This window comes from Burkholderia sp. MSMB1589WGS, assembly GCF_001636105.1.
Classification (GTDB): Bacteria; Pseudomonadota; Gammaproteobacteria; order Burkholderiales; family Burkholderiaceae; genus Burkholderia; species Burkholderia humptydooensis.
The window spans coordinates 265,847-290,351 of the sequence record NZ_LNJT01000001.1 but is presented as its reverse complement, the minus strand read 5'-3'; the positions used below and the strand labels follow the sequence as shown (position 1 = coordinate 290,351).

The following is a 24,505-nucleotide window of genomic DNA, read 5'->3' as shown; positions in this document are numbered from 1 at the left end:
CCTGTATGACGGGGCGCGGCGAGCCGGGAGGCGGAAAATTGGCGGATGGTTTCGTCCTGGCGCGGTGCTCGTCGATATCGGAGGCGATTCATGTGGACGCCGTGTGCTGCATGGGGCGGCCGCCGGGGGGGGGCCACGTCGTGGCTGAAAGATCGCGTCGTATGTCAACGCTCGGGAGGTGCGATGAATTCGGGATGCGATCGACGCAGGAGCGTTCGTATCGACGTCGATGGGGGCTCGCCGCCGCGCGGGATGGCGTCGCTCGCCGGCACGTACGAGCGGCCGGCTAAGCAGGACCATCGTACTGCCGGTCGCGGCATCGGTTGCGCGGACGGCGGGCGACTTTGTCGAGGCGTTTGCGGACGGGGCCGGTTGCAGTCGACGCGGGATGCCGACGCGGAGGCCACGTCAATGCCAGCCCGTGGCGCGGGCTGGCATCGGTGATCGGGCACGGTTGCGACGAAGACGCCTTAGCAGAACGGGCACGGCGCCGATTCGCAAGCGATCGGCGATTCGATCATGTGGGCGATGCGCGATGCGGCGATCGGCAAGCCGAAGATTGAACGTGTTTCCTGTCGACTCGTCGCTTCGCGCGAATTCAAGAAAACAGCTTCCTGATCGATCCAAACAACCCATTACGCTGCGTCGCGTTTTTCGCCTCTTTTGCGCTTTGAAATGCACTGACCGGGAACGATTCCTTGTGCGCAAAGTTGACTTCGTCATGGATTACGCGATATGCGCCGTCAACTTTTTCGTACCGCCACGGTGCGTCGATCGCTGCTTCACCGCGAGGGTTGAAGAATTTGTCCTGGTGATATACCGGAACGCCGACTGGCGTGGTGTGCATCACGAAACTGAAACGGCTTTTCGAGATGTCCGCGATCGGCCCACCGCCGTGTGGCAGTTGCGGGTGCCAGATTACCGTGTCGCCTGCCTCGACGCACAGGGACTGCAATGTCAGTCCTGCTTCCTTGCATTGACGTTCGACTTCGTTCTGGTAGTCGATCCAAAGATCGTTGGACGTGGGTGGGATATCGTCGAGCGAGCCAAACCGCTTGAGCGCGATGCTTTCACGGTCCAGTTCCGGAAATTTGTGGCCTCCCGGGTAAACCTGAAGTGCGCCGTTTTGCAAATTGGCATTTTCGAGGGCAACCCATACCCCAAAGTAGAAATACTCAGGGCGCGTGGAAAACACTGGAGTATCTCGATGCGGTGTTTGTGCCGATCCTCGCTCGTAAAACAATGATGTATAGAGGCAAGGCGTGGCCTCGAAGAGGGTCTGCTGTACGCGGTGGCCGATATGGTTTTTCGAGAATAAGTCGAAAAGATCGGTAAATGCAGCGTGCAGATTGACGATGCGAGGATAATGTCCATCAGCATCGATGAATCTCTTGAATTTGTCGGAATTCTTGTCGGCGAATTGCTCGAATTTTTCAATTAAATTTGAGCAATGCGATTTTGGTATCGAGTTTTTGATGACGGTGAATCCGTTTTCGATGATGTTGTGGGCATGAATTCTTATGTCATCATCCAGTGCAGCCAGTTTGCTCGGAATTCGAGCGTCATCCATGAACCACGGGCGAGGTTGTTTTTTTACGGAGTTCTCGATTTTCATGATGTATGGTTGAGTGAATTGCGGCTTACAGTTGATGGTATTGGGCGGCGGCGATGTGAGGTAGTTGTGACTATATCAAATCATCGTCTGGACTGTGGTAGGAAATTTCTATTAAACAAAGCTTCGTCGCAGCGGGAGAGAATGGAGAGCAATCTTTTCGTGGCGCTTAGGCAACCGACTGGCGCTCATGGGAGGACTCGAAGTCGATCGATCGTGATTTCAATTGTCTAAGGAAATGGCGGCCGCTGCCAATCTGCGTGCGCACATGCCGTTCGGTCGGACATCGAGTGGCGAGGTGTGGCGGCGGGAGGCAGTGACGAACTGCTACATGGCACCTGACTGGTTAGGTGAGACGGCGATCTTTTATCCTGAGGGTTGCCATCGCACCTGAAGTCATGCGAGCACGCAACACGTCGAAAATGCGTGCCTTACCATGAGTGATCGTATGCCGGCCTGCCGACGACCAATACGTCTTGATGATCCGCCCAACCTCTTTCACGGTAAGAGAAAATGCGAATTCCTTTGACTGACTCAATGTCTTTTAATATCTCGGATGCGGTTGTTAACGACACGCCATAGCTTCCGGATATATAGTCATGATTCTCGGATGGATTGTAATCATGATAACCGTACCCGGTTTCCTGATATTCGCGAAGGATTTTTTTCCAGGATTCTACATTGATGTAGGGGGATTTCTGGGCAACTGTTTCGCACCATCTGCCATGTACCGTTGCGACGATGATCCCGTTTTCTGTCAAGAATTTTGCGAGATGTTCCAGCCACTTTCTCGTTACTGTGCGCGATGTGTGAGTGAAAAGTGAACCAACCCATATCAGATCGAACGTTGTGTCGAAATCTACGGCTGTCATATCTTCATTTGAATATATGCCAATTGCTCCGAGTGTATCTCGGCAAAAATCCACGCCGGATCTGTCTATGTCGGATGCGTAAATTTCGGCATCGGGGAAGAGGTTGACTAGATGACGAAGCACTCGACCGTGCCCGCAAGGAATATCGAGCACGCGTTCGATTCTGCCGGTCCAGCTATTGTGTAGCGATTGAATGATGACGTCCGCTGCGCTACATCCGACGTCCATATACCACTGATCGGCCATCGTCTCGTATGGCGAAATTGTGGAATTGAGTGGGGTCGAATAATAATGATCCAGACACTTCGTTAGATATTGTATGCGACTACTTTTTTCTTTCCAGGAACGATATTCTTTGCGCTCCAGCATGTCCATGTTGCATATTTTCATATGTTGCTCCGGAATGGATTATTTTGATGCGGCTGGGCTTCATGATGCTGGTGCAGTTGGTCCGGGGGAATTGTACTGTTTCTGGTGTGGATTTGAGAGGGTGGGGCCGAATTATTGGCGGATATATGTGCATCAACCGGCATGTATTGTTTTGTTTGATGAATGCGAACGAGAATCATATGTGAGTCGATGGTGGCGAGATGATGCGTTGGCGTTGGTTTTTTTCGACTAAATAAACGACAGGGTTTTGCGATTTGAATTTGTTTTCAATGTGGCACATAATTTCAAAAAATGAACTCGTAATCGTAAGTGTTTGCCTCGCGATTCAGCGATGCCCTGAAGTCTTTCAGTCCGGGCCGGCAGCGTGCGTACGCTTTTGCGCGAAAGTCGCGGGGAGGACGGCGGCATGTCGGATCGCAGACGGGTTGGCCCTGGTCGCCTTCGCCGTTGGGGTGGTGGCCGTTGCATGGGCGCTTCTGCATTATTCGGGAGAGTGGTTCTTCCCTGTTGCGGCGCTGATCGCGCCCCGCGTTACTCGCCATGCAGAACGGGAAGTTGAAGAAGCGCCTGAAGGAGCGCGGCGACGGCGGCCGCCGACAGAAATAGGTGGAAGGCGTGCAGGGCGCGCGAAGGTCAATTTTTGGATGGGATCGCCGAATAGGCCCCACGAGTTTTCGCACTCGCGGGGCTTTTCTTTTTCAGCATGCCGGGAAGAATGCATATGCTGACGTTATGCCGAATTCCGCGTGCGTCTGGAGTCAAATATTGGACAGTGTCTAATATGGTGTCCAATTTGCCCAAAAAATGAGCACCAATTAAAAAAAACCGCACAGCCTTACGCCATGCGGGTTTTGATCTGGTCGGGGCGAGAGGATTTGAACCTCCGACCACCTGCACCCCATGCAGGTACGCTACCAGGCTGCGCTACGCCCCGAAAGCGTAAAATTATAACAGACACTTTTCGTAAATAGAACTGCCCCGATGCAAATTCTGTTCGGCGCTCATGTGCCGCTCGTTTCGGCGGGATGCTGTCCGCCGCGGATCGACACCGTCGAAACGCGGATCAACGCGAATCAGTCAACGCAGATCAACACGAGTCAACACTTCGCGCGCCGCCGAGCTTTGCGCTGCCTCCTTCACCGGGTCATCACACATTCCGCTCGTTCGTTTAGTACGCATAGTATGGTCCCGGTCCCAGCGGCGTCGCTCTTCCTTCGATCGCGGTATAGACGCTGCGTCCATAGAAGAACGGCAGTCCGAGATCGACGACGTTGCCGATCGGGCCGGCAAGGTCGTTGAATGCGAAGTTGAACGTCGAGAACAGCACTTGCGAACTCGCGACCTGGAACGTCGTCGCTTTTGTCGATGCGCCGTCGCCGCTGCTCAGCGAGAGGCCGAACGTCTGTGTGCTCGCCGGGCAGAACCACGAGCCGCACTGCGGCAGCGACGCATCCGCGAAGAAGATTCCGTTCGAGCCGCTGTCGAAGAACGTGCGCGCGTTGGTGTTGCCGTTGAGCACGCTCGTCACGTAGGCGCCCGATGCGATCGTTGCGAGCGGCGTCGCGGCGCCGAGCCCGTTGTTCGCCTGTGTGCCGATGCCGAAGACCAGCGAGCCGTTGACCGTCGCAGAACCCGTTGCCGGAATCGTGGGCAGCATGATTGCCGCGCCGTTGTTGTCGCTCGAGAATGCGCCGACCGGATTCGCGATCTGTTGCGCGATCGGCTGCGACGTGCTCGCGCACGCCCCGCCCGCCGTGCATCCGTAATACCAGCCGGGCAGCGCGTTGTTCGCGCACGCGGCGCCGCAGTCGGTGACGAAGAGGCCGATGCCGAGAATGCCGTTCGCGCGCAGCGCCCCTTGCGTTTGCATCGGCCCGGCGCTCTGCGTGCAGCCGGCGGGCGCGCTCGGCGTGCTGGGATCGGCGATCACCTGGATTGGGATGTTCGCCGCCACTTCGCCTGCGATCTTCACGTCGGCGCGACGCACCGCGCCCCATGTGAAGCCCGTGCCGAATATCGCGCAGGCGCCCGTGATCGGCGCATTCGCGGCCGGCACGACGGGCAGCGCGACGCTCGACGGCAGCGCGGCCGCGAGGATGCGCAAGCCGTCCGAGCCGGTATCGACCTGCACGTTGTCGATCGTCTGGCATTGGCTCGTATTCGGGGCGCAGACAGTGACGGTCGTCATCAGCATGTTCGCGGCGCCGGTGATGCCCTCGGATACCGTAACGGACTGCACGTTCGCCGCATTGGACGGTGTGACGCCAGTGCCGTTCGAGTTCGATGTCGTCGAGCCGCCGCCGCCGCATGCGGCGAGCGTCGCGGCGAGCGCGGCGACACACCACGCGATCTTGAGGGTCATGGCCGCCTCCTTACCGCAAGTCGTCGATCGACACGCCGGACGGCACCGCGCCGGGCAGCCATGCGCGGCCGACATACGCGCGCATGCGACCGCCGGCCTCGACGACGAAGTCGGATTGCGCGACGCGTCCGGCATGGAGTCCCGCGCGAGTGCGCGCGTCCGTCGAGACAGCGTGGCTCTGGTAGGTCGAGAAGCGTTCGCCGAGCAACTGCCGCAGGTTGGGCGATGTCGGGCCGTCCCACGTGTAAGCGAAGACGAGTCCGGCGCGTGTCGCGTACTCGCGAATCGTCGTGCCGCCCGCATCGATATAGCTTCGCATCGTGACGGCGCCGTCGAGCAGCGTGGCCGACGTTTGCGCGAGCGCGCGTGCCGGCGAATTCGTGACGGTGCCGCCGAGCTGCGAGTGTGCGGTAACGGGGGCGAGGGTGGCGGCGGCGGCAACGAGAAGGGCGTGCGCCGGGCGGCGCCGTGTCAGGGGGAATGATTTCTTGTCGTTCATGCGACTGCCCTCCGCAGGTGGATACGGGTGGGGTCACTGTTCAATCAATGATAGTGAGTCCCGGTGCGTGCCGCGCCCGAAATCGAGGGAAGCGGATGCTCGTTATCCCTAGTCGGCGGCGCGGGGGCGCGGGGCATCGCGCTGACGTTTCGGGCGAGCGCGGCCCGCGCGCGAACAAACGGGAATGCGGGCGGGCAAATGAGCGCGAATGAGACTGTGCGCTTTTTGCACGGTCTGCCGCCGGACCGGTAAAATAGAAAGTTGACTCACGGAAAAGTCGCCGTGACCTAGTCTAGTGGAAGGATTCCCAGAACATGACTGATCTTCGTCTTACCAAGCGGTTCGCAGCACTGCTTGCAACCGGCGCGTTCGTGGCCGGCTGCAGTTCGCCGTCGCCTACGAAAATCGACTACAAGAGCGATTCGAAATCGAAGGGGGTGTCGCTCGCGGTGCCGCCCAACATGCTCGACGAGACGCCGGATCAACGTTCGCTGCCGCCGCAGGGCGGTGCGACGTCGCTTTCCAGCCTGCAGCAGGTGCAGCAGGCCGCGCCGCCCACCGATGCGGTCGCGCCCGCCGTGCCGGGCATGCGCATTCAGCGCGACGGCACCGAGAGCTGGCTCGTGATCGACGACAAGGCGCCCGCGCAAATCTGGCCCCAGGTGCGCCGCTTCTGGCAGGAGCAGGGCTTCCTGCTCGTCGTCGAGCAGCGTGACAAGGGCGTGATGGAAACCGACTGGAACGAAACCCATCCGCAGATCAACGATGGCCTGATTCGCGGGGTGATCTCGAAGGCGATGGGCAACTCGTACGTGACGGCGGAGCGCAACAAGTACCGCACGCGCCTCGACACCGCGCCGAACGGCGGCACGTACGTGTTCATCAGTCAGAAGGGGATGCGCGAGGCGCTGACGGGCGCGAACAACGATTCGAGCAAGTGGGAGCCGAAGCCGAACGATCCCGGTCTCGAAACCGAATACCTGAAGCGCCTGATGGCCGTGATCGCACAGAACGACGCGCGCGTGAAGGCGGGCGGCGTGCCGATCGTCGACGATGCGGCGCCGTCGCGCGCGAAGGCGTCGAGCAGCAAGAGCAAGGAGGCGGCCGCGGCGATCGCTGCGAAGAACGTCGCGAGCGCGTCGACGTCGAGCACTCCGAGCGAAGCGGCCGTGCCGGACGTGCCGCCTGAAGTGACGCTTGCCGAGCCGTACGATCGTTCGTGGCTGCATGTCGGCCTGGCGCTCGATCGCGCGAACTTCACGGTCGACGATCGCGATCGCACGAAGGGGCTGTACTACGTCCGCTACGTCGATCCGAAGGACCTGAGCGTCGAGGAGCAGGGCTTCTGGAGCCAGCTTTTCCACGGCAAGAAGGAAAAGAAGGCGAAGCAATACGTCGTCAACGTGAAGGCGGTGACGGAAGGCGAGACGCGCATCGCGGTCGTCGACGACAAGGGCAACGTCGATGCGTCGGCGCCCGCGCGGCAGATCATGTCGCTCCTCGTCAATCAGTTGCGCTGAGGTTGCTGCGCGCGGCACTTCGCGCCGAACCAGCGAAGCCCGCCTTTCGGCGGGCTTTTTTTATCTGCGTCGGACGTCAATGCCGGCCCGGGCGCACGCGCGTGCGCCCGTCACACGCCCGTCGTGTTACGTAACGTCACATCGTAACGACCGGAGTGAATGCGCATTTCTGCCCGCCATTTGATAATTAATCGTTAAAAATCAATCACTTGATAATTCGCTTTTGGCTGGCACGGAAGCTGCTCCTTCTATCGTCAACAAGCAATCAGGGCGGGCGCCAAAAAAACAGCCAGGTTCGATTACGCGTGCCTCCCGCCTAGTGTGGATATCGACGTTTCGGGCAGTCGCCGCTGTCGGCGAAGCTGCCGTACTGGACGATGACCCGCGCGTTCGCGCGGGTCTCGGTGGCCCCGTCGCCTATCCTCGTAGGGCGACGGTTTTGCCCGCGCTTCCCGTGAAGCGCGGGCTATTTTTTTGAGGCGGGTGAGCGTCGAAACGCGAAAGCCTGCTTGCTTCGATTCGCGTATGCTGACCCCTTTGTCACGAAGCAAAGGAGATCTGCATGTCCGAAGTCGCCGTCGTCGCGCTCATCGTCGCCAAGCCTGGCGCAGAAGCGGAACTGTTGGAACAACTCGAGGGGATTGTTGGGCCGACGCGCAACGAAGAGGGCGCGCTGCAATACGATCTGCATCGCGACTTACAGGAGCCGCGCCGTTTCATTTTCATCGAGCGGTGGGCCAGCGAAGCCGCGCTTGCCGCCCATGCGCGCTCCGCGCATATCGACGCGTACAAGCGCGCCGCAGCGGATTGGATCGAGCATTCGGAAATTCGCGTCGCGTCGAAGATCGCGTAGCGAAGCGAGGGGCCGTGCGCGGCCCGGCCCAGCCCAGTAAGTGCAACGACGGTCAGTGCGATGCGTTCGGAACGTCGAGGATCAGGATGATCGTCCAGTCGGCGTCGCCGTCGTGGTGGTATTGCCGCTCCGCGACGATGAACGGCTGCTGTTTGCCTTGCGGGCCGAGGAAAAGCACGTCGCCTTCCATCGGCAGGCATTCGATCGGCGGCAGCGCGAGGAACGCGTCATCGGCGCCGCGCGGCATCAATTGCTTGATCTTGCGCGTCGCGGCTTCGGTCCATTCGATGTCCAGTTGGATGTTGCTCATTCAGTCCTCCGCACCGGGGTGCGCACGGTTGGAAAAGTCGGTGCGCGACTTTAGCACAATGCGCTGCGTGCTCATTCGGGCGCGCCAATGAAAAAGCCGAACCCGGCAGGCCGGATTCGGCTTTCGCGCAAGCGGGACGAGCCGTGCTTTATTGGCTGGCGGCGTCTGCCGGAGCCGCCTTGGCTGCCTTCTTCGCGCCCTTGTGAGCCTTCTTCATGTGATGCTTGTGCTGCTCGTGCATCGGCTTCGCCTCGGCGGCCGGTTCGGCGGCCTGCTGTTGTTGCAGCGCTTGCGCGCGTTGCTCGATTTCAGCGATCTTCGCCGGATCGGTGATCGTCTTGATTTCCGTGCTCTCTTGCGCATGGGCCGCGCCAGCCAGAGCCGACATCGAAACCAGGATAGCCATGGTCATCTTCTTCATTGCTTACCTCCGCTAAGTGGTGATGGACCCGAGTGTTGCCGATTTGTCTGGCGTCTGCAATCGAGTGAGCCGAGTTTATCAAAAGTGACGGATCAGTGCATTCGATTGCGTCTTGGCGCTGCGTCGCGTGGATCGAGCGCAACAGTGGCGCAATCCGTCATCGCTGCGCCATTCGCGCGGTTGCGGCGAGCATCGGCGGCACCGAGGCCGCGACGATCCGGCGCGGACAAAGTGGCGTGCGCCGCTAAAACCAGCCGAGGCGGCGGTACACATGAAATTGCGCGACACCGACGATCTCGTGCAGCGCCAACTCGGCGTTGACGAGGTTGGCCGCGCGCGGCAGCCAGCCGAGCCGCGCGTCCCTGCGGTTTGCGTAGACGGGTTGCGGCACGATCCCGAGCCGCTCGAAATCGAGGAGCGCGCGTTTCATCTGATATGACGAAGTGACGAGAATCAGATCATCGTAATGTTGGGCGCGTAATATGGGAACGGTGAAGCGCGCGTTTTCATAGGTCGTGTGGCTGCTTCTCTCGCGGATCAGGTCGGCGTGCGCAACGCCGCGCGCGAGTAGATAGGGCGCATACGTGTCCGCTTCGGTGATGCCGCGCATCTGCGGATCGCCGCCCGACACGACGACCGTGCAGCGCTTCGCCGTTCGTTGGCATGCCGAATAGAGTTCGGCGGTCTTGTCGATGCGGGCGAGTGCGTCGCGCGGCGGCACTACGGCGCCGTCGTGGCGCCTGATGCCCGCGCCGAGCATCACGATCGTCGTGTCGCCCGTCATCGCCGGATGCGCGACCGGCCGCACGCCGGCTTCCGCGAGCGCGACGAGCGGCGCGGCGAGCCAGCCGGAAGCGATCAGCCACAAGAGTGCGGCGCCGGCCGCGAGTATCGCGAACGCGGCGCGCCGTTTGCGGCAGAGCAGGAAAACGACGAAGAGAAGTCCAAATGAGTTAAACAGAATCAATTTGATTGGGGTAAGGTAGCTTTTTGCGGGAGCGATTGTTGATCTGTCCCCGTAAGGCGCGAACGAAGCGCCAGGGATCGGGTCGGATGGGGTGGAGGGATTATAAGGACCCCTCTTGAGCTGCGTGGCGGCGCCGGTGGGCGGAGACCTCGCTCGGCGGGGCTGCTTTGCAATGTCGCCGCACTTTAAGAAAGAATCGAGATGGCCACGTATTCCAACGAAGCAGTGCTCGACGCGCTCAGGCGCGTCCAGTACCGTCAGGTTCCGTGGGCGAGGCGTCCGGGTGTATTCGAATACCTGCGTGCGCTCGGCTTGATGGATACGGTTCGGCAGAAGACTGTCGCGCCCGCGCCCGGTTTCCACGCGCCCGTCGATATTGCCGTTTTGACGGATAACGGGCGAGTCGAATTCGCTCGGCTCGAACGAGACGAGAGGCAGCCCGATTGGGAGGCTCGCCGAATCGAAGACTACGCGCTCAGCGAAGCGAGCGCCGTGTCGATTCTCGAAAGCCGCTTATAGCACTGCCGCGCACCGCCTCTTTCGCGCGAAAAAAAGCCCGTATCGCGAGGATACGGGCGGTACCGGGTACATTGCTGCTGCCACGCTGTGCTCATGGCAACCATCTGACTCGGCGTGCGTCGCGCAGTTCCCGGGCGCGCGGATTTTTCCTGGCGCGGCGTCAGTGATGGTTCGAATCGTTGGGCGGGCGTTGCGCGTCGTTGTGTGCGCGTGCGTTGCTCGCGATGTCGCCGCGCAGATCGCCGCGCGGCGCATTGGGTCGCGCACTTGGCACGGCCGCACGGGCCTGCGAGCGGGTGACTTGCTCCTGCTGACCGTGTTGTCTGGGTGGAAATGAGTCGGCGCGTGAAGGAGCGGCGAGCGCCAGCGAAACGACAACGCCGCATGCCGTGAGCAGTGACATGGGTTTCATCGTTGGAAGCTCCCTTTCAAGCCGTCGAACGGCTCGTTCATATATCGCTAAGTTAAGCGGGGGAGCGAAGGCGCGCTGTAAATATTAGTAAATAGATGTTTCGCAGGATCGCGTCGTCAGGAGTCCGAGCGAACAGGCGGCCGTGTGCCGAAGGGGGCGCCGAAAACGATTCTGGGCGGCCAGTGCCGCCCAGAAATCGAATTCATGCCATCTTGACGGGAGCGCGCCAGGATTCCGGATTGGTCCAGAAGGCGCCGCGCAGTCGATCGCGGCTCGGCGGCGCGGGCGGCTTGACCGCGCTTGCGCCGATGCGTCCGCGCAGCGAGATCTGGCGGCCGCTCGTCCCGAGGCGCTTCACCACTTCGGCGAGCGTGCCGTCGGCCTGCCATTCGTCGAAGCGTCGACGGCAAGTCGGCGGCGACGGATAGCGGCCGGGCAGCTTCGACCAGCCTTCGCCCGTCGACAGCACCCAGAGAACGGCGTTCACCACCGAGCGGGCTTCCACGCGGGGACGACCGCGGCGCTCACTGCGTGCGGGCTCGGAGCAGAACAGTCCCTCGAGCAGCGCCCATTCGTTGTCTCTCAAATCGTCGAACAGCATCATGTCCTCACCTCAGCGAAGCTAACTCCGGTGCGCCGCCCTGCGCCGCGCACTCGTCGAGCACTCGTCCAGCGAGTGCCGGGTGAGGGCATCGGCTCCATGAGGCGGCGGATGTTGCGCGATCCGCCGCGAGAAGTCCGAACGCCCGCAGCCCTGTGCGCCTGCTAACGCAGGAAGCGTGCCATGTTGGCGACGACCGTCCCAAAGCCGCCTGGCAGCTAGCTGATAGCCGCGTCAGCTAGGGGCGTATAAGACGCCAAAATGACCGTCGAGCAAATAAGGACAATCACCAATCTTGTGCAGTCCGGCCCGTGAGACGTGCGTTTCAGCCGAGTGCTGCACCGCACCGACACACGGCACGAGATAGTCAGGACGCAATACAATCGCGCATCGATGCGTCCGATTGATGAGGGAATCCCATGAATATCACGCTCAGGCAGTTGCGCGTGTTCATCGAGGTCGCGCGGCTCAAGAGCTTCAGCCGGGCGGGCGACGAGATCGGTCTCACGCAGTCGGCCGTGAGCCGCTCGGTGCGCGAGCTGGAAGGCGAGATCGGACTCAAGCTGATCGACCGAACCACGCGCGACGTGCAACTGACCGACGTCGGCGCCAATCTGATCGCGAGCGTGTCGCGTCTGCTTGGCGATCTCGACGATACGCTGCGCGAGATCCGTGAGATCGGCGAGCAGCGTCGCGGGCGCGTGATCGTCGCGGCGAGCCCGACGATAGCGTGCCGGCTGATGCCGCGCATCGTCGCCGCGTGCGAGCGACGCTTTCCGTTCGTCACGCTCGGTCTGCGCGACGACGTGCAGAGCGACGTGCTGCGCAAGGTGAAATCGGGCGAGGTCGATTTCGGCGTCGTGATCGGGCCGCTCGCGACGAACGATTTGATCAGCGAGCCGTTGATGACCGATTCGTTTTGCCTCGTCGCGCGCGCCGATCATCCGCTCGCCGCGCGCGATCGCGTGCCGTGGACGGCGCTCGCGGGCGAGCGGCTCGTATTGCTCGACTACGCATCGGGCAGCCGGCCGCTGATCGACGCGGCGCTCGCGGCGCATCGGGTTGCGGCGAGCGTCGTGCAGGAGCTCGGCCATTCGGCGACGGTGTTCGGCCTCATCGAGGCGGGCGTCGGCGTGAGCGTGCTGCCGTGGCTGTCGCTGCCGCTGCCGGCCGGCTCGTCGCTCGTCGCGCGGCCGCTGACGCCTCGCGCCGAGCGCACCGTCGAGCTCGTTCGGCGGCGCGACCGCTCGCTGTCGCCGGCGGCGGACGCGGTCTGGGGGCTCGTGAAGGAAATGCCGGCGCGTGTCGAGGATCTGGGCTGACGATGTGTCGCACACAGACTTTCCGGCGTCTCGACGCGTCGTTCGCGCGGGGCGCCCGGTTTCGGGGCGGATCGCCGTTTGCCGGCGTGGAGCGGCGATTCGCGGGCGCGGCAAAGGCGGCGCCGGAGGCCGCTTTCGTGGCCGGCTGCGCGTCGGGGATATGTCTTTTGCCGTACGTTCTTTGTCTTTACGCACCGGTTAATTTTGCGTAAGATGGCGCTCAGTCACGCGGTTCCGGCATGGTTCCGCGCTGTTCCGTCCGGTTCGGGTTGGGCTTGAGAGTTGGTTCGCCGCCCCCGGTTCGTGCTCCCATCAATATGACCGATCAGAATCGGGCGAGCGCGTCTTCCGTTCCTTTCGTCTGTTCGATTGATCCGGTTCGTTTGACCACAGGGTCTGACCTAGCTGCATGAATACCCAAGAGGCGAAAATCGTCCTCGAGACTGCTTTGATCTGCGCGCAGGAGCCGCTGAAACTCGGCGATTTGCGCAAGCTCTTTGCCGACGGCGTGTCGGCGGACACAGTCCGAACACTGCTCGAAGATCTGAAACAGGAATGGACCGGACGTGGGGTCGAACTCGTCGCGCTCGCTTCGGGCTGGCGCTTCCAGAGCAAGCCGGCGATGCGCGCGTATCTCGACCGGCTGCATCCGGAGAAGCCGCCGAAATATTCGCGGGCCGTGCTGGAGACGCTTGCGATCATTGCGTACCGGCAGCCGGTCACGCGCGGTGACATCGAGGAAATTCGCGGCGTCACGGTGAACACGCAGGTTGTCAAGCAGCTCGAGGACCGCGGCTGGATCGAGGTGATCGGTCATCGCGACGTGCCGGGCCGTCCGGCGCTCTATGCAACGACGAAGCAGTTTCTCGACGACCTCGGCCTGAAGGCGCTCGACGATCTGCCGGCGCTCGAGGAGCCGGCCGCGCATCTGGAGGCGAGCCTCCTCGCGCAGCAGGCGATCGACTTTCCGGATGATGTGCGCGGCGTCGGCGAGGTGCTTGTCGACGCGCCCGGCGCGGAAGCGGGCGAGATCGCTGGGCCGGCAGCCGATCCGACGGTTTCGCCGCGCGAAGGCGCGACGCGGGCCGGCGATGGGCCGGCGCAAGCGGATGCCGCATCGACGAGCGCGGGCGCTGCGCGATCCGGAGGGATGGACGGTTCGGCAGCACGGATCGTCGATCCGGCCGATAATGACGACCGAGCCGGCGCCGATGCGGACGTCGATGCGCCGTGCGGCGACAGCGCATCCGGGCAGGCGGCCGGCCACGCCGCTCGCGAGATCGAATCGGGCGGAATGACCGAGCCGGCGTCGGCGGGCAGTGAAGCAGCCGACACGACTGCGTCGCACGAGCACGCGGTCGCACAGGATGATGCGCAGGATGCAGCGGACGCCGTCATGGCGCCGCATGCCGAAGAAGCGGCCGGCGTTGCCGCCGGCGGCGGCGAGCACGCCGAATCGCCCGCACGGGCGAACGAAAGCGCAAACTCCGTCGCGCGGCCGGGCGCGGAGCCTGCCGACGCGGCACACGCAGCAACCCGCGAGGCGGCCGCCGACCCGGCGGCGGGCCGAGCGACGAAGGAAGACCACGGCGCGATCGGCGGCATCCCGCACGATGCCGAGCCGGTCCGGGCGCACGCGGAGGAGGCGTTGGACGACACGTCCGGCAGTCTCGCCGACGCCGTGCGCAGTGCAAGCGAGGCGGTCCCCGAGCGCGCGCAGCAGGACGAAGAAGAAGAGCCTGCGAAGCGTCGCGCCTGAGACGGGCGGCCGAACCCCAGCCGTGCCCGCGACGGGCGCGAGACCTGACATTTTGAGGTTGTTTTGACTGATACCCACGACATCGATTCGTCCGAATCTGCGCATGCCGTTGCGACGGCGCGCGCCGACGGCGCACCCGAGCAGTCCGCTGCGGACGGGGGCGGCGAAGACCGCCCGCGCCGCGGCTTGCGGCGCGGGCCGCGCAGCTTGATCGCGCGCCGCCGCGCGGCCGCGAAGTCGAAGAATACCGACGCGGCGGAAGGCGCTGAAGCGGCGCCGGCGGCCGACGCCGGCGCGGGCGCGGGCGCCGACGCAGCGAAAGCGCCGGCTCGCGCGCCGCGCAGCAAGGACGCCGCGGCGAAGGCGCCGCGCAAGGCGGCAGGCAAGCGCGAAGGCGCGGCGCGGCAAGGCGGCCAGGCGAAGCGGGGCGCGCCGGCTGCGCCGGTCCCGTCGTCCGCCGAGGCGGCCCAGGACGATGTATTTGCCTACGTGATTTCACCCGCGTTCGACGCTGACAACAACGCGTCGGGCGGTGGCGTGCGCGCGCCGATGCTGCGCCGGGGCCGCCAGAATCAGCCGAAGCGCGTGCTGTCGCCGGAAGACGACGCGCCGAAGCTGCACAAGGTGCTCGCGGAAGCCGGCATGGGCTCGCGCCGCGAGATGGAAGAGCTCATCGTCGCCGGCCGCGTGTCGGTGAACGGCGAGCCGGCGCACATCGGCCAGCGGATCATGCCGACCGATCAGGTCCGGATCAACGGCAAGCCGGTCAAGCGCAAGCTGCCGAACAAGCCGCCGCGCGTGCTGCTGTACCACAAGCCGACGGGCGAGATCGTGAGCCACGCGGATCCGGAGGGCCGTCCGTCGGTGTTCGACCGGCTGCCGCCGATGAAGACCGCGAAATGGCTCGCGGTCGGCCGCCTCGACTTCAATACCGAGGGCCTGCTGATGCTGACGACGTCGGGCGACCTCGCGAACCGCTTCATGCACCCGCGCTACAGCGTCGAGCGCGAGTATGCGGTGCGCGTCGTCGGCGAGCTGTCCGAGGCGTCGCGCCAGAAGCTGCTGCACGGCGTCGAGCTCGACGACGGCCCGGCGAACTTCCTGCGCATCCGCGACGGCGGCGGCGAAGGCACGAATCACTGGTATCACGTCGCGCTCGCCGAAGGCCGCAACCGCGAGGTGCGGCGGATGTTCGAGGCGGTCGGCTTGATGGTGAGCCGCCTGATCCGCACGCGCCACGGCCCGATTCCGCTGCCGCGCGGGCTGAAGCGCGGCCGCTGGGAGGAGCTCGACGAGGCGCAGGTGCGGCGCCTGATGTCGACGGTCGGCCTGAAAGCGCCGACCGAGGAGAAGGGCAAGCGCGGCGGCGCGACCGAGCGCCGCCAGCCCGATCCGATGCAGACGTCGATGGGCTTCATCAATCGCGAACCCGTGCTGACGACTCACGGCCAGCTCGACCAGCCGCGGCGCGGCCGCCGCGGCCCGGCGGGCGGCGGCTTCGGCGCGGGGCTGGGCGGCTACGCGGGCCTGCCGGGCTACGGCGGCGGCGCGCCGCGCCAGGGCGGCCGCGACGTCGACGGCAACCGCGCGTCCTACGGCGGCGCGGGCGCCAACAAGCGCGGCGCCGGCAAGGGCGGCCGCAACCCGAACGGCAATCGCGCCGAAGGCGGCGCACGCGGCGGCCAGCGTACGCCGCAGCAGCGCAATCGTTCGCGCAGCCGCTGAGCGGGTGAGAACGGCATTCGCAACCGCGGCGCGCGTTGCGAGTGCCCCGCAAAATCGCCGTTTTCGGCTGATTTTGCGGGGCCGAGCTTTGCGTTCGGGCCAAAAATCGCTATAATCGCGAAGTCGCTGGGCGTACGGATTCGATGTGTAGCTCAGGTGCGACCACCGGTAACAAGATGGGCGTTGCGCCCATTTTTTTTTGCCGAAACGGTTGGGCATCTCGGGTAGCGCTTCCTGCGCCGGCTAAGGCGCGCGTTCAGCGGGTGAATCGCGAGGGGCGGGCGCGGACACCTGAGAGGACACTGTGCAACTGACGGAACTGATAGAAACTACGGTCACGGGGCTCGGCTACGAGCTCGTCGATCTCGAGCGCACCGGGCGCGGCATGGTCTGCGTCTACATCGATCAGCCCGCCGGCATTACGATCGACGATTGCGAAAAGGTCACGCGTCAGCTCCAGCACGTACTGACGGTCGAAAACATCGATTACGAACGGCTCGAGGTCTCGTCACCGGGGCTCGACCGGCCGTTGAAGAAGCTGGCTGACTTCACGCGTTTCGCGGGCAGCGAGGCCGTCATCACCTTGAAAAAGCCGTTGGACGGGCGCAAGACGTACCGGGGCATTCTGCACGCGCCGAACGGCGAGACGATCGGTTTGGAATTTGAGAGGAAGAAGGGCGAGGCGGCCATGCTGGATTTCACGCTGGCGGACATCGACAAAGCCCGCCTGATTCCGCACGTTGACTTTAGGAGCCGCAAACAATGAGTCGCGAAGTGTTGATGTTGGTGGATGCGCTGGCGCGCGAGAAGAACGTCGACAAGGACGTCGTGCTGGGCGCGCTCGAAGCGGCCCTCGCGTCGGCTTCCAAGAAACTGTTCGACGAAGGCGCCGAGATCCGCGTGCATATCGATCGCGAGAGCGGTGAACACGAGACGTTCCGTCGCTGGCTCGTCGTGCCAGACGAGGCGGGCCTGCAGGAGCCGGATCGCGAGATCCTGCTGTTCGAGGCGCGCGAGCAGAAGCCCGAAGTCGAGGTGGGCGACTACATCGAGGAGCCGGTGCCGTCGATCGAGTTCGGCCGGATCGGCGCGCAGGCCGCGAAGCAGGTGATCCTGCAGAAGGTGCGCGACGCGGAGCGCGAGCAGATCCTGAACGACTACCTCGAGCGCGGCGAGAAGATCATGACGGGCACGGTGAAGCGCCTCGACAAGGGCAACTTCATCGTCGAGTCGGGCCGCGTCGAGGCGCTGTTGCGCCGCGACCAGCTCATTCCGAAGGAAAACCTGCGCGTGGGTGACCGCGTGCGCGCGTACATCGCGAAGGTCGACCGCACCGCCCGCGGCCCGCAGATCGAGCTGTCGCGCACCGCGCCCGAATTCCTGATGAAGCTCTTCGAGATGGAAGTGCCGGAAATCGAGCAGGGGCTTCTCGAGATCAAGGCGGCGGCCCGCGATCCGGGCGTGCGCGCGAAGATCGGCGTCGTCGCGTACGACAAGCGGATCGATCCGATCGGCACGTGCGTCGGCATCCGCGGCTCGCGCGTGCAGGCCGTGCGCAACGAGCTCGGTGGCGAAAACATCGACATCGTGCTATGGTCGGAGGATCCTGCCCAGTTCGTGATCGGCGCGCTCGCGCCGGCGGCCGTCCAGTCGATCGTCGTCGATGAAGAAAAGCATTCGATGGACGTCGTCGTCGACGAGAACGAACTGGCTGTCGCGATCGGCCGCAGCGGCCAGAACGTGCGTCTTGCCAGCGAACTGACCGGCTGGCAGATCAACATCATGACGCCGGACGAATCCGCCCAGAAGCAGAATGAAGAGCGCGACGCGCTGCGCGGCCTGTTCATGGCGCGCCTCGACGTCGACGAGGAAGTCGCGGACATCCTGATCGACGAAGGCTTCACGAGCCTCGAAGAGATCGCCTACGTGCCGCTCAACGAAATGCTCGAAATCGAGGCATTCGACGAGGATACCGTCCACGAGCTGCGCAACCGCTCGCGCGACGCGCTGCTCACGATGGCGATCGCGAACGAGGAGAAGGTCGAGACGGCCGCCCTCGATCTGAAGAGCCTCGACGGCGTCACGGCCGAACTGCTCACGAAGCTGGCCGAGCAGGGCGTGCAGACGCGCGACGATCTCGCGGAGCTCGCCGTGGACGAGCTGGTCGACATGACCGGCATGGAAGAGGAAGCCGCGAAGGCGCTGATCATGAAGGCGCGCGAACACTGGTTCCAGTGAGAAATGACCATGGCGCACTGATTTGCTGGCGGCCGGAAGGCCTGACCCGATGCTAACCGCAAGGAATCGGTCCTTGCACTAAGAGGAATGAATGGCGAGTAACAACGTAGCCCAATTTGCCGCGGAACTGAAAATGCCTGCTGGTGTGCTGCTCGAACAACTGCAGGCAGCGGGCGTCCAGAAAGCGAGCGAGGACGATGCGCTGTCGGAGACGGACAAGGCGCGTCTGCTCGATCATTTGCGCAAGTCGCACGGTGCGTCCGATGGCGACAAGCGCAAGATCACGCTGACTCGCCGGCACACGTCGGAGATCAAGCAGGCCGACGCAACGGGTAAGGCTCGCACCATTCAGGTCGAGGTGCGCAAGAAGCGCACGTTCGTCAAGCGCGATGACGTGAGCGAGACGGGCGCCGACCAGGCTCAGGCGCAGACCGACGAGCAGGCGGAAGCCGAGCTGAAGCGCCGCGAGGAAGAAGCGCGCCGCGAGGCCGAGCTGCTCACGAAGCAGGCGCAGGAACTGCGCGAGCGCCAGGAGCGTCTCGAGCGCGAGGAAGCCGAGCGCCGCGCGCGCGAGGAAGCGGCCGAGGCTGAGCGCCGCCGCGCGGAAGAAGAGGCTGCGGCGAAGCGCGCGGCGGCAGCGCAGGCGGAAGCCGCGCAGCAGGCCGCGGCGGCTCGCGAGGAAGCGCAGCGCGCGCAGAGCGAGCAGAGCGAGCAGACCGCTCAGGACGAAGCGCGCGCGGCTGCCGAGCGCGCTGCACAGCGCGAAGCGGCGAAGAAGGCCGAGGACGCCGCGCGCGAAGCGGCCGACAAGGCGCGCGCCGAGCAGGAAGAGATTCGCAAGCGCCGCGAAGCTGCCGAGGCCGAAGCGCGCGCGATCCGCGAAATGATGAACACGCCGCGCCGCGCGCAGGTCAAGGCGGTCGAGCCGCCGAAGCCGGCCGAGCAGCCGGCTGCGAAGGCGGCCGAGGCGAAGGGCACGCTGCACAAGCCGGCGAAGCCCGCCGGCGAGGCGGCTGCGGCCCGTCCTGCGGCGAAGAAGCCGGCAAGTGGCGCGGCGGCGCCCGCCACCGCGCCCGCGGGCGACCGCAACAAGAAGCCGGGCGCAGGCAAGGGCCCCTGGCAGGACGACGCTGCGAAGCGCCGCGGCATCAAGACGCGCGGCGATTCGAGCGGCGGCGTCGACCGTGGCTGGCGCGGCGGCCCGAAGGGGCGCGGCAAGCATCAGGACAACGGGTCGTCGTTCCAGGCGCCGACCGAGCCGATCGTGCGTGAAGTGCACGTGCCGGAGACCATCTCCGTCGCGGATCTCGCGCACAAGATGGCGATCAAGGCATCGGAAGTCATCAAGATGATGATGAAGATGGGCCAGATGGTTACGATCAACCAGGTGCTGGACCAGGAAACGGCGATGATCGTCGTCGAGGAACTGGGCCACCGCGCGCTCGCCGCGAAGCTCGACGATCCGGAGGCGCTGCTCGTCGAAGGCGAAGTCGGCAGCGATGCGGAGCAACTGCCGCGGCCGCCCGTCGTCACCGTCATGGGTCACGTCGACCACGGCAAGACGTCGCTGCTCGACTACATCCGCCGCGCGAAGGTCGCGGCGGGCGAAGCGGGCGGCATCACGCAGCACATCGGCGCGTATCACGTCGAAACGCCGCGCGGCGTCGTCACGTTCCTCGATACGCCGGGTCACGAAGCATTCACGGCCATGCGTGCGCGCGGCGCGAAGGCGACCGACATCGTCATTCTGGTGGTGGCGGCCGACGACGGCGTGATGCCGCAGACGAAGGAAGCGATCTCGCACGCGAAGGCGGGCGGGGTGCCGATCGTCGTCGCGATCAACAAGATCGACAAGCCGGACGCGAACCCCGATCGCGTCAAGCAGGAACTCGTCGCGGAAGGCGTCGTGCCGGAAGAGTACGGCGGCGATTCGCCGTTCGTGCCGGTGTCGGCGAAGACGGGCGCGGGCATCGACGAACTGCTCGAGAACGTGCTGCTGCAAGCGGAAGTGCTGGAGCTGAAGGCGCCTGTCGATTCGCCGGCGAAGGGCATCGTGATCGAAGCGAAGCTCGACAAGGGCAAGGGCCCGGTCGCGACGGTGCTCGTGCAGTCCGGCACGCTGAACCGCGGCGACGTCGTGCTCGCTGGCACCGCCTACGGCCGCGTGCGCGCGATGCTCGACGAGAACGGCAAGCCGACGAAGGAAGCCGGCCCGTCGATTCCGGTCGAGATCCAGGGCCTGTCCGAAGTGCCGGGCGCGGGCGAGGAAGTCATCGTGCTGCCGGACGAGCGCAAGGCGCGCGAAATCGCGCTGTTCCGTCAGGGCAAGTTCCGCGACGTCAAGCTCGCGAAGCAGCAGGCGGCGAAGCTCGAAAGCATGCTCGAGCAGATGGGCGAAGGCGAAGTGCAGAACCTGCCGCTCATCATCAAGGCGGACGTACAGGGCTCGCAGGAAGCGCTCGTGCAATCGCTGCTCAAGCTGTCGACCAGCGAAGTGCGCGTGCAGATCGTGCACAGCGCGGTGGGCGGCATCAGCGAAAGCGACGTCAATCTCGCGACCGCGTCGAAGGCCGTCATCATCGGCTTCAACACGCGTGCGGACGCCCAGGCGCGCAAGCTCGCCGAGGCGAACGGCATCGACATCCGCTACTACAACATCATCTACGACGCGGTGGATGAGGTGAAGGCGGCGATGTCGGGCATGCTCGCGCCGGAGAAGCGCGAAGTCGTGACGGGCATGGTCGAGGTGCGCCAGGTGTTCAAGGTGCCGAAGGTCGGCGCGGTCGCCGGCTGTATGGTCACGGACGGCATCGTCAAGCGCTCGTCGTCGGTGCGCGTGCTGCGCAACAACGTCGTGATCTTCACGGGCGAGCTCGATTCGCTGAAGCGCTTCAAGGACGACGTCAAGGAAGTGAAGCAGGGTTTCGAATGCGGTATGTCGATCAAGAACTTCAACGATATTGTCGAAGGCGACCAGTTCGAGGTGTTCGAGGTCACGGAAGTCGCGCGTACGCTGTAACGCCGGCGTGACGGCTTGAATGGGCGGGTCGGGCTTGGGCCCGCCCCGCCCATTTTCATGAACGGTGTCGCGCGCTTCGCCGATCAACCGGATGACGGATTTATCATGTCGAAAAAACGCAGTTCTCCCAATCGCAACGTGCAGATCGCCGATCAGATCCAGCGGGATCTGTCCGAGCTCATCATGCGCGAGGTCAAGGACCCGCGCATCGGGATCGTGACGATCCAGTCGGTCGAGCTCACGCCCGACTACGCGCACGCCAAGGTCTACTTCACCGCGCTCACGGGCAATCCCGCGGACACGCAGGAAGCGCTCGACCATGCGGCCGGCCATCTGCACAATCTGCTTTTCAAGCGCCTGCACATTCATACGGTGCCGACGCTGCATTTCCACTACGACCAGACGATCGAGAAGGCCGTCGCGATGTCGCGCCTCATCGACGAGGCGAACGCGACGCGCGCGAAGGACGACTGAGCATCGCACGAGCCATTGCGCGCTGACCATGACGACTGTTTCGCCCCGCCCCCGGATTGCCCGCCGCGCGCTCGACGGCGTGCTGCTGCTCGACAAGCCGGTCGGGCTTTCGAGCAACGACGCGCTGATGCGCGCGAAGCGTTTGTATCTTGCGAAGAAGGCGGGCCATACGGGCACGCTCGACCCGCTCGCATCGGGGCTGCTGCCGCTTTGCTTCGGTGAGGCGACGAAGTTCTCGCAGGATCTGCTCGACGCCGACAAGACCTATGAAGCGACGATGCGGCTCGGCGTGCGCACGACGACGGGCGACGCCGAAGGCGACGTGCTCGACACGCGCGACGTCACCTGCGACGAAGCAGCGGTCGGCGCGGCGCTCGCGCGCTTCGTCGGCGACATCGTGCAGGTGCCGCCGATGTATTCGGCGCTCAAACGCGACGGCAAGCCGCTTTACGAATACGCGCGCGCCGGCCAGACGGTCGAGCGCGAAGGGCGCACGGTGACGATCCGCTCGCTCGAGCTCCTGTCGTGCGCGCTGCCCGACGTCACGTTTCGCGTGACGTGCAGCAAGGGGACATACGTGCGCACGCTCGCGGAGGACATCGGCGCGGCGCTCGGTTGCGGCGCGCATCTGACGATGTTGCGGCGGACGGGCGTCGGCTCGCTGACGCTCGAGCATGCGGTGACGCTCGATGCGCTCGACGCCGCGACGCAGGACGAGCGCGACGCGCGGCTCGCGCCCGTCGACGCGCTGCTGTCGACGTTCCCGTTCGTGACGCTCGACGCGGCGCTCGCGAAGCGTTTTCTGCACGGACAGCGGCTGAAGCTCTCCGAGCTCGCGGCGCGACCCGAGGCGAACGAAGGCGCGCGCGTGCGCGTCTATGATGCCGATGACCGGCTGCTCGGCGTCGCGCGCGCGTCGGAAGGCGTGCTTGCGCCGGAGCGGCTCGTCGTGACGGGCGCGTAGCCGCATTCGCGCCGCGTATCGCATCGCGTCGACACAACGAAAACGCCCGGCTCGAAAGCCGGGCGTTTCGCTTCGCGCGCCGCGAACGGCGCGGGACGCTGCTCAGTGCGCGGCCGACGCCGCCGCGCTCGAGTTGCCGCCGCCCGCGCGCTCGGGCTTCGTGATCCAGATGAGCGCGATCAGCAGCACGAAGATCGCGGCCGAGATGTAGAACAGATCGTTCACGCCCAGTTGCGCGGCCTGCTGCGTCGCCATGTTGTTGATGAGCCCGTGCGCCTGGTCCCGCGTGAGCCCGAGCTGCCCCATCTGCGTGACCGCCTGGTTGAAGGTCGGGTTGTACGGGGTCGCCTGCTCGACGAGCTGCGCGTGGTGGAAGTTGTTCCGATGGTCCCATGCGGTCTGGAAGATTGACGTCCCGATGCCGCCGCACATGATCCGCACGAAGTTCGACAGGCCCGACGCCGCCGGAATCCGGTGGCCTGGGAGGCCGGACAGCGTGATCGACACGAGCGGGATGAAGAAGCCCGCCATCGCGATCCCCTGCACGAAGGTCGGTGCCATCAGCGACCATTCGTCGACGCCCGTCGTATAGCGCGAGCGCATCCAGAAGCACAGCGCGAACGTGAGGAACGCGGCCGTTGCGATGTAGCGCGGATCGGTGCGCGACAGGTACTTGCCCGTGAGCGGCGACAGCAGGATCGCGAAGAAGCCGACGGGCGCCATCACGAGCCCCGCGTCGGTGGCCGTGTAGCCGATCTGCGTCTGCAGCCAGAGCGGCAGCAGCACGAGGTTGCCGAAGTAGAGGCCGTAGCCAACCGACAGCGCGATCGTGCCGCCGGAGAAGTTGCGCATCCGGAACAGCGACAGGTCGACGACCGGGTGCTCGGCCGTCAATTCCCAGACGACGAAGAACGCGAACGCGATCAGCGCGGTGAGCGCGAGCACGACGATCGTCGTCGACGCGAACCAGTCGAGGTCCTTGCCCTTGTCGAGCATGATCTGCAGCGAGCCGACCCAGATCACGAGGAGCGCGAGCCCGACGCCGTCGATCGGCGCGCGGCGCACGGCCGACTCGCGGCTGCGATAGATCATCCACGTGACGGCCGCGGCGGCGATGCCGACCGGAATGTTCACGTAGAAGATCCACGGCCACGAGTAATTGTCCGAGATCCAGCCGCCGAGAATCGGGCCTGCCACGGGCGCGATCAGCGTCGTCATCGACCAGAGCGCGAGCGCCATCGGCGCTTTCGCGCGCGGATAGCTCGACAGCAGCAGCGCTTGCGACAGCGGGATCATCGGTCCGGCGACTGCGCCCTGCAGCACGCGCGACGCTAGCAGGAACGGCAGCGTCGGCGCGAGGCCGCACATCCACGACGAGATCACGAACAGCATGATCGACGCGAGGAAGAGGCGCACCTGGCCGATGCGATCGGTGAGCCAGCCCGTGAGCGGCACCGAGATCGCGTTGGCGACCGCGAACGACGTGATGACCCAGGTGCCCTGGTCGGACGATACGCCGAGGTCGCCCGAGATCGTCGGGATAGCGACGTTGGCGATCGACGTATCGAGCACGTTCATGAACACGGCGAGCGATACCGCGATCGTGCCGAGTATCAGTTGTCCGCCCTTGAGCGGAGGAAGGGGAGCGTGTGGCTGTGCCATGCTG

The 24,505-nt window shown here is 64.4% G+C and carries 20 protein-coding genes, 1 tRNA gene and 1 pseudogene; 11 read left to right on the top strand and 11 right to left on the bottom strand.

Going from position 1 to position 24,505, the window contains the following annotated elements:
- Positions 1-598: 598 nt before the first annotated feature.
- The 5 genes from WT16_RS01320 to WT16_RS01305 form a co-directional block, all read right to left on the bottom strand.
- Positions 599-1,615 carry a phytanoyl-CoA dioxygenase family protein gene (locus WT16_RS01320; RefSeq protein WP_231892010.1) on the bottom strand — a complete coding sequence of 339 codons (1,017 nt, stop codon included), beginning with the start codon at positions 1,613-1,615 and terminating at the stop codon, positions 599-601.
- 428 nt (positions 1,616-2,043) lie between these two features.
- A complete protein-coding gene (locus tag WT16_RS29825) occupies positions 2,044-2,859 on the bottom strand; it encodes a class I SAM-dependent methyltransferase (protein ID WP_197486444.1) in 816 nt (271 codons plus the stop codon).
- A gap of 872 nt (positions 2,860-3,731) precedes the next feature.
- Positions 3,732-3,808, bottom strand: a tRNA-Pro gene (locus tag WT16_RS01315).
- Between the two features lie 234 nt (positions 3,809-4,042).
- Positions 4,043-5,236, bottom strand: a complete 1,194-nt coding sequence (locus WT16_RS01310) for a DUF3443 domain-containing protein (protein WP_063532546.1) — start codon at positions 5,234-5,236, stop codon at positions 4,043-4,045.
- Positions 5,237-5,246: 10 nt separating this feature from the next.
- On the bottom strand, positions 5,247-5,735 hold the full coding sequence (locus WT16_RS01305) for a DUF2844 domain-containing protein (protein ID WP_063532545.1): 489 nt from the start codon (positions 5,733-5,735) through the stop codon (positions 5,247-5,249).
- A 314-nt stretch (positions 5,736-6,049) separates the two neighbouring features.
- Between WT16_RS01305 and bamC the strand changes: the two genes are divergently transcribed.
- Positions 6,050-7,255 carry an outer membrane protein assembly factor BamC gene (gene bamC / locus WT16_RS01300; RefSeq protein ID WP_006026523.1) on the top strand — a complete coding sequence of 402 codons (1,206 nt, stop codon included), beginning with the start codon at positions 6,050-6,052 and terminating at the stop codon, positions 7,253-7,255.
- 562 nt (positions 7,256-7,817) lie between these two features.
- Positions 7,818-8,108, top strand: coding sequence for an antibiotic biosynthesis monooxygenase (locus WT16_RS01295; RefSeq protein ID WP_006026524.1), 291 nt, complete (start codon positions 7,818-7,820; stop codon positions 8,106-8,108).
- Positions 8,109-8,160: 52 nt separating this feature from the next.
- Here the strand turns inward: WT16_RS01295 and WT16_RS01290 are convergent, their stop codons facing one another.
- The 3 genes from WT16_RS01290 to WT16_RS01280 form a co-directional block, all read right to left on the bottom strand.
- Complete coding sequence (locus tag WT16_RS01290; protein ID WP_063532544.1) at positions 8,161-8,418, bottom strand: hypothetical protein; 258 nt, start codon at positions 8,416-8,418, stop codon at positions 8,161-8,163.
- A gap of 148 nt (positions 8,419-8,566) precedes the next feature.
- Complete coding sequence (locus tag WT16_RS01285; RefSeq protein WP_006026525.1) at positions 8,567-8,839, bottom strand: hypothetical protein; 273 nt, start codon at positions 8,837-8,839, stop codon at positions 8,567-8,569.
- Between the two features lie 244 nt (positions 8,840-9,083).
- Complete coding sequence (locus WT16_RS01280; protein ID WP_063532543.1) at positions 9,084-9,806, bottom strand: YdcF family protein; 723 nt, start codon at positions 9,804-9,806, stop codon at positions 9,084-9,086.
- Between the two features lie 201 nt (positions 9,807-10,007).
- Between WT16_RS01280 and WT16_RS01275 the strand changes: the two genes are divergently transcribed.
- Positions 10,008-10,325, top strand: a complete 318-nt coding sequence (locus WT16_RS01275; RefSeq protein ID WP_009912654.1) for a hypothetical protein — start codon at positions 10,008-10,010, stop codon at positions 10,323-10,325.
- 160 nt (positions 10,326-10,485) lie between these two features.
- On the opposite strand, the gene WT16_RS01270 is transcribed toward WT16_RS01275, so the two are convergent.
- Together WT16_RS01270 and WT16_RS01265 are read right to left on the bottom strand one after the other, a co-directional pair.
- Positions 10,486-10,737: a hypothetical protein gene (locus tag WT16_RS01270; protein ID WP_061083874.1), complete on the bottom strand. Its 252-nt coding sequence runs from the start codon at positions 10,735-10,737 to the stop codon at positions 10,486-10,488.
- A 214-nt stretch (positions 10,738-10,951) separates the two neighbouring features.
- Positions 10,952-11,338, bottom strand: a pseudogene (locus WT16_RS01265) (transposase); the annotation flags it as partial.
- Positions 11,339-11,757: 419 nt separating this feature from the next.
- Between WT16_RS01265 and WT16_RS01260 the strand changes: the two are divergent.
- From WT16_RS01260 to truB, 8 genes are all read left to right on the top strand, one after another.
- Complete coding sequence (locus tag WT16_RS01260; RefSeq protein WP_006026529.1) at positions 11,758-12,660, top strand: LysR family transcriptional regulator; 903 nt, start codon at positions 11,758-11,760, stop codon at positions 12,658-12,660.
- Positions 12,661-13,069: 409 nt separating this feature from the next.
- Positions 13,070-14,419 carry an SMC-Scp complex subunit ScpB gene (scpB, locus tag WT16_RS01255; RefSeq protein WP_063532542.1) on the top strand — a complete coding sequence of 450 codons (1,350 nt, stop codon included), beginning with the start codon at positions 13,070-13,072 and terminating at the stop codon, positions 14,417-14,419.
- Positions 14,420-14,482: 63 nt separating this feature from the next.
- Positions 14,483-16,144, top strand: coding sequence for a 23S rRNA pseudouridine(2605) synthase RluB (gene rluB / locus WT16_RS01250; RefSeq protein ID WP_063532541.1), 1,662 nt, complete (start codon positions 14,483-14,485; stop codon positions 16,142-16,144).
- Positions 16,145-16,448: 304 nt separating this feature from the next.
- On the top strand, positions 16,449-16,910 hold the full coding sequence (gene rimP / locus WT16_RS01245; protein ID WP_004193908.1) for a ribosome maturation factor RimP: 462 nt from the start codon (positions 16,449-16,451) through the stop codon (positions 16,908-16,910).
- A complete protein-coding gene (nusA, locus tag WT16_RS01240; protein WP_015601074.1) occupies positions 16,907-18,382 on the top strand; it encodes a transcription termination factor NusA in 1,476 nt (491 codons plus the stop codon). Before rimP ends, nusA begins: the two co-directional genes overlap by 4 nt.
- 91 nt (positions 18,383-18,473) lie before the next feature.
- A complete protein-coding gene (infB, locus tag WT16_RS01235) occupies positions 18,474-21,401 on the top strand; it encodes a translation initiation factor IF-2 (RefSeq protein WP_063532540.1) in 2,928 nt (975 codons plus the stop codon).
- 105 nt (positions 21,402-21,506) lie between these two features.
- Complete coding sequence (gene rbfA, locus WT16_RS01230; RefSeq protein WP_063532539.1) at positions 21,507-21,875, top strand: 30S ribosome-binding factor RbfA; 369 nt, start codon at positions 21,507-21,509, stop codon at positions 21,873-21,875.
- Positions 21,876-21,930: 55 nt separating this feature from the next.
- A complete protein-coding gene (gene truB, locus WT16_RS01225) occupies positions 21,931-22,839 on the top strand; it encodes a tRNA pseudouridine(55) synthase TruB (RefSeq protein WP_231892013.1) in 909 nt (302 codons plus the stop codon).
- A 102-nt stretch (positions 22,840-22,941) separates the two neighbouring features.
- Here the strand turns inward: truB and WT16_RS01220 are convergent, their stop codons facing one another.
- A complete protein-coding gene (locus WT16_RS01220; protein WP_015602236.1) occupies positions 22,942-24,501 on the bottom strand; it encodes a DHA2 family efflux MFS transporter permease subunit in 1,560 nt (519 codons plus the stop codon).
- Between the last annotated feature and the right edge of the window lie 4 nt (positions 24,502-24,505).

Coding starts and splice junctions, on each gene's coding strand:
- nusA (WP_015601074.1), top strand. CDS start 16,907: ATGAGTCGCGAAGTGTTGATGTTGGTGGATGCGCTGGCGCGCGAGAAG.
- WT16_RS01220 (WP_015602236.1), bottom strand. CDS start 24,501: ATGGCACAGCCACACGCTCCCCTTCCTCCGCTCAAGGGCGGACAACTG.
- WT16_RS01275 (WP_009912654.1), top strand. CDS start 10,008: ATGGCCACGTATTCCAACGAAGCAGTGCTCGACGCGCTCAGGCGCGTC.
- WT16_RS01285 (WP_006026525.1), bottom strand. CDS start 8,839: ATGAAGAAGATGACCATGGCTATCCTGGTTTCGATGTCGGCTCTGGCT.
- infB (WP_063532540.1), top strand. CDS start 18,474: ATGGCGAGTAACAACGTAGCCCAATTTGCCGCGGAACTGAAAATGCCT.
- WT16_RS29825 (WP_197486444.1), bottom strand. CDS start 2,859: ATGGACATGCTGGAGCGCAAAGAATATCGTTCCTGGAAAGAAAAAAGT.
- WT16_RS01260 (WP_006026529.1), top strand. CDS start 11,758: ATGAATATCACGCTCAGGCAGTTGCGCGTGTTCATCGAGGTCGCGCGG.
- WT16_RS01295 (WP_006026524.1), top strand. CDS start 7,818: ATGTCCGAAGTCGCCGTCGTCGCGCTCATCGTCGCCAAGCCTGGCGCA.
- rbfA (WP_063532539.1), top strand. CDS start 21,507: ATGTCGAAAAAACGCAGTTCTCCCAATCGCAACGTGCAGATCGCCGAT.
- WT16_RS01290 (WP_063532544.1), bottom strand. CDS start 8,418: ATGAGCAACATCCAACTGGACATCGAATGGACCGAAGCCGCGACGCGC.
- WT16_RS01320 (WP_231892010.1), bottom strand. CDS start 1,615: ATGAAAATCGAGAACTCCGTAAAAAAACAACCTCGCCCGTGGTTCATG.
- WT16_RS01305 (WP_063532545.1), bottom strand. CDS start 5,735: ATGAACGACAAGAAATCATTCCCCCTGACACGGCGCCGCCCGGCGCAC.
- WT16_RS01270 (WP_061083874.1), bottom strand. CDS start 10,737: ATGAAACCCATGTCACTGCTCACGGCATGCGGCGTTGTCGTTTCGCTG.
- scpB (WP_063532542.1), top strand. CDS start 13,070: ATGAATACCCAAGAGGCGAAAATCGTCCTCGAGACTGCTTTGATCTGC.
- bamC (WP_006026523.1), top strand. CDS start 6,050: ATGACTGATCTTCGTCTTACCAAGCGGTTCGCAGCACTGCTTGCAACC.
- WT16_RS01310 (WP_063532546.1), bottom strand. CDS start 5,236: ATGACCCTCAAGATCGCGTGGTGTGTCGCCGCGCTCGCCGCGACGCTC.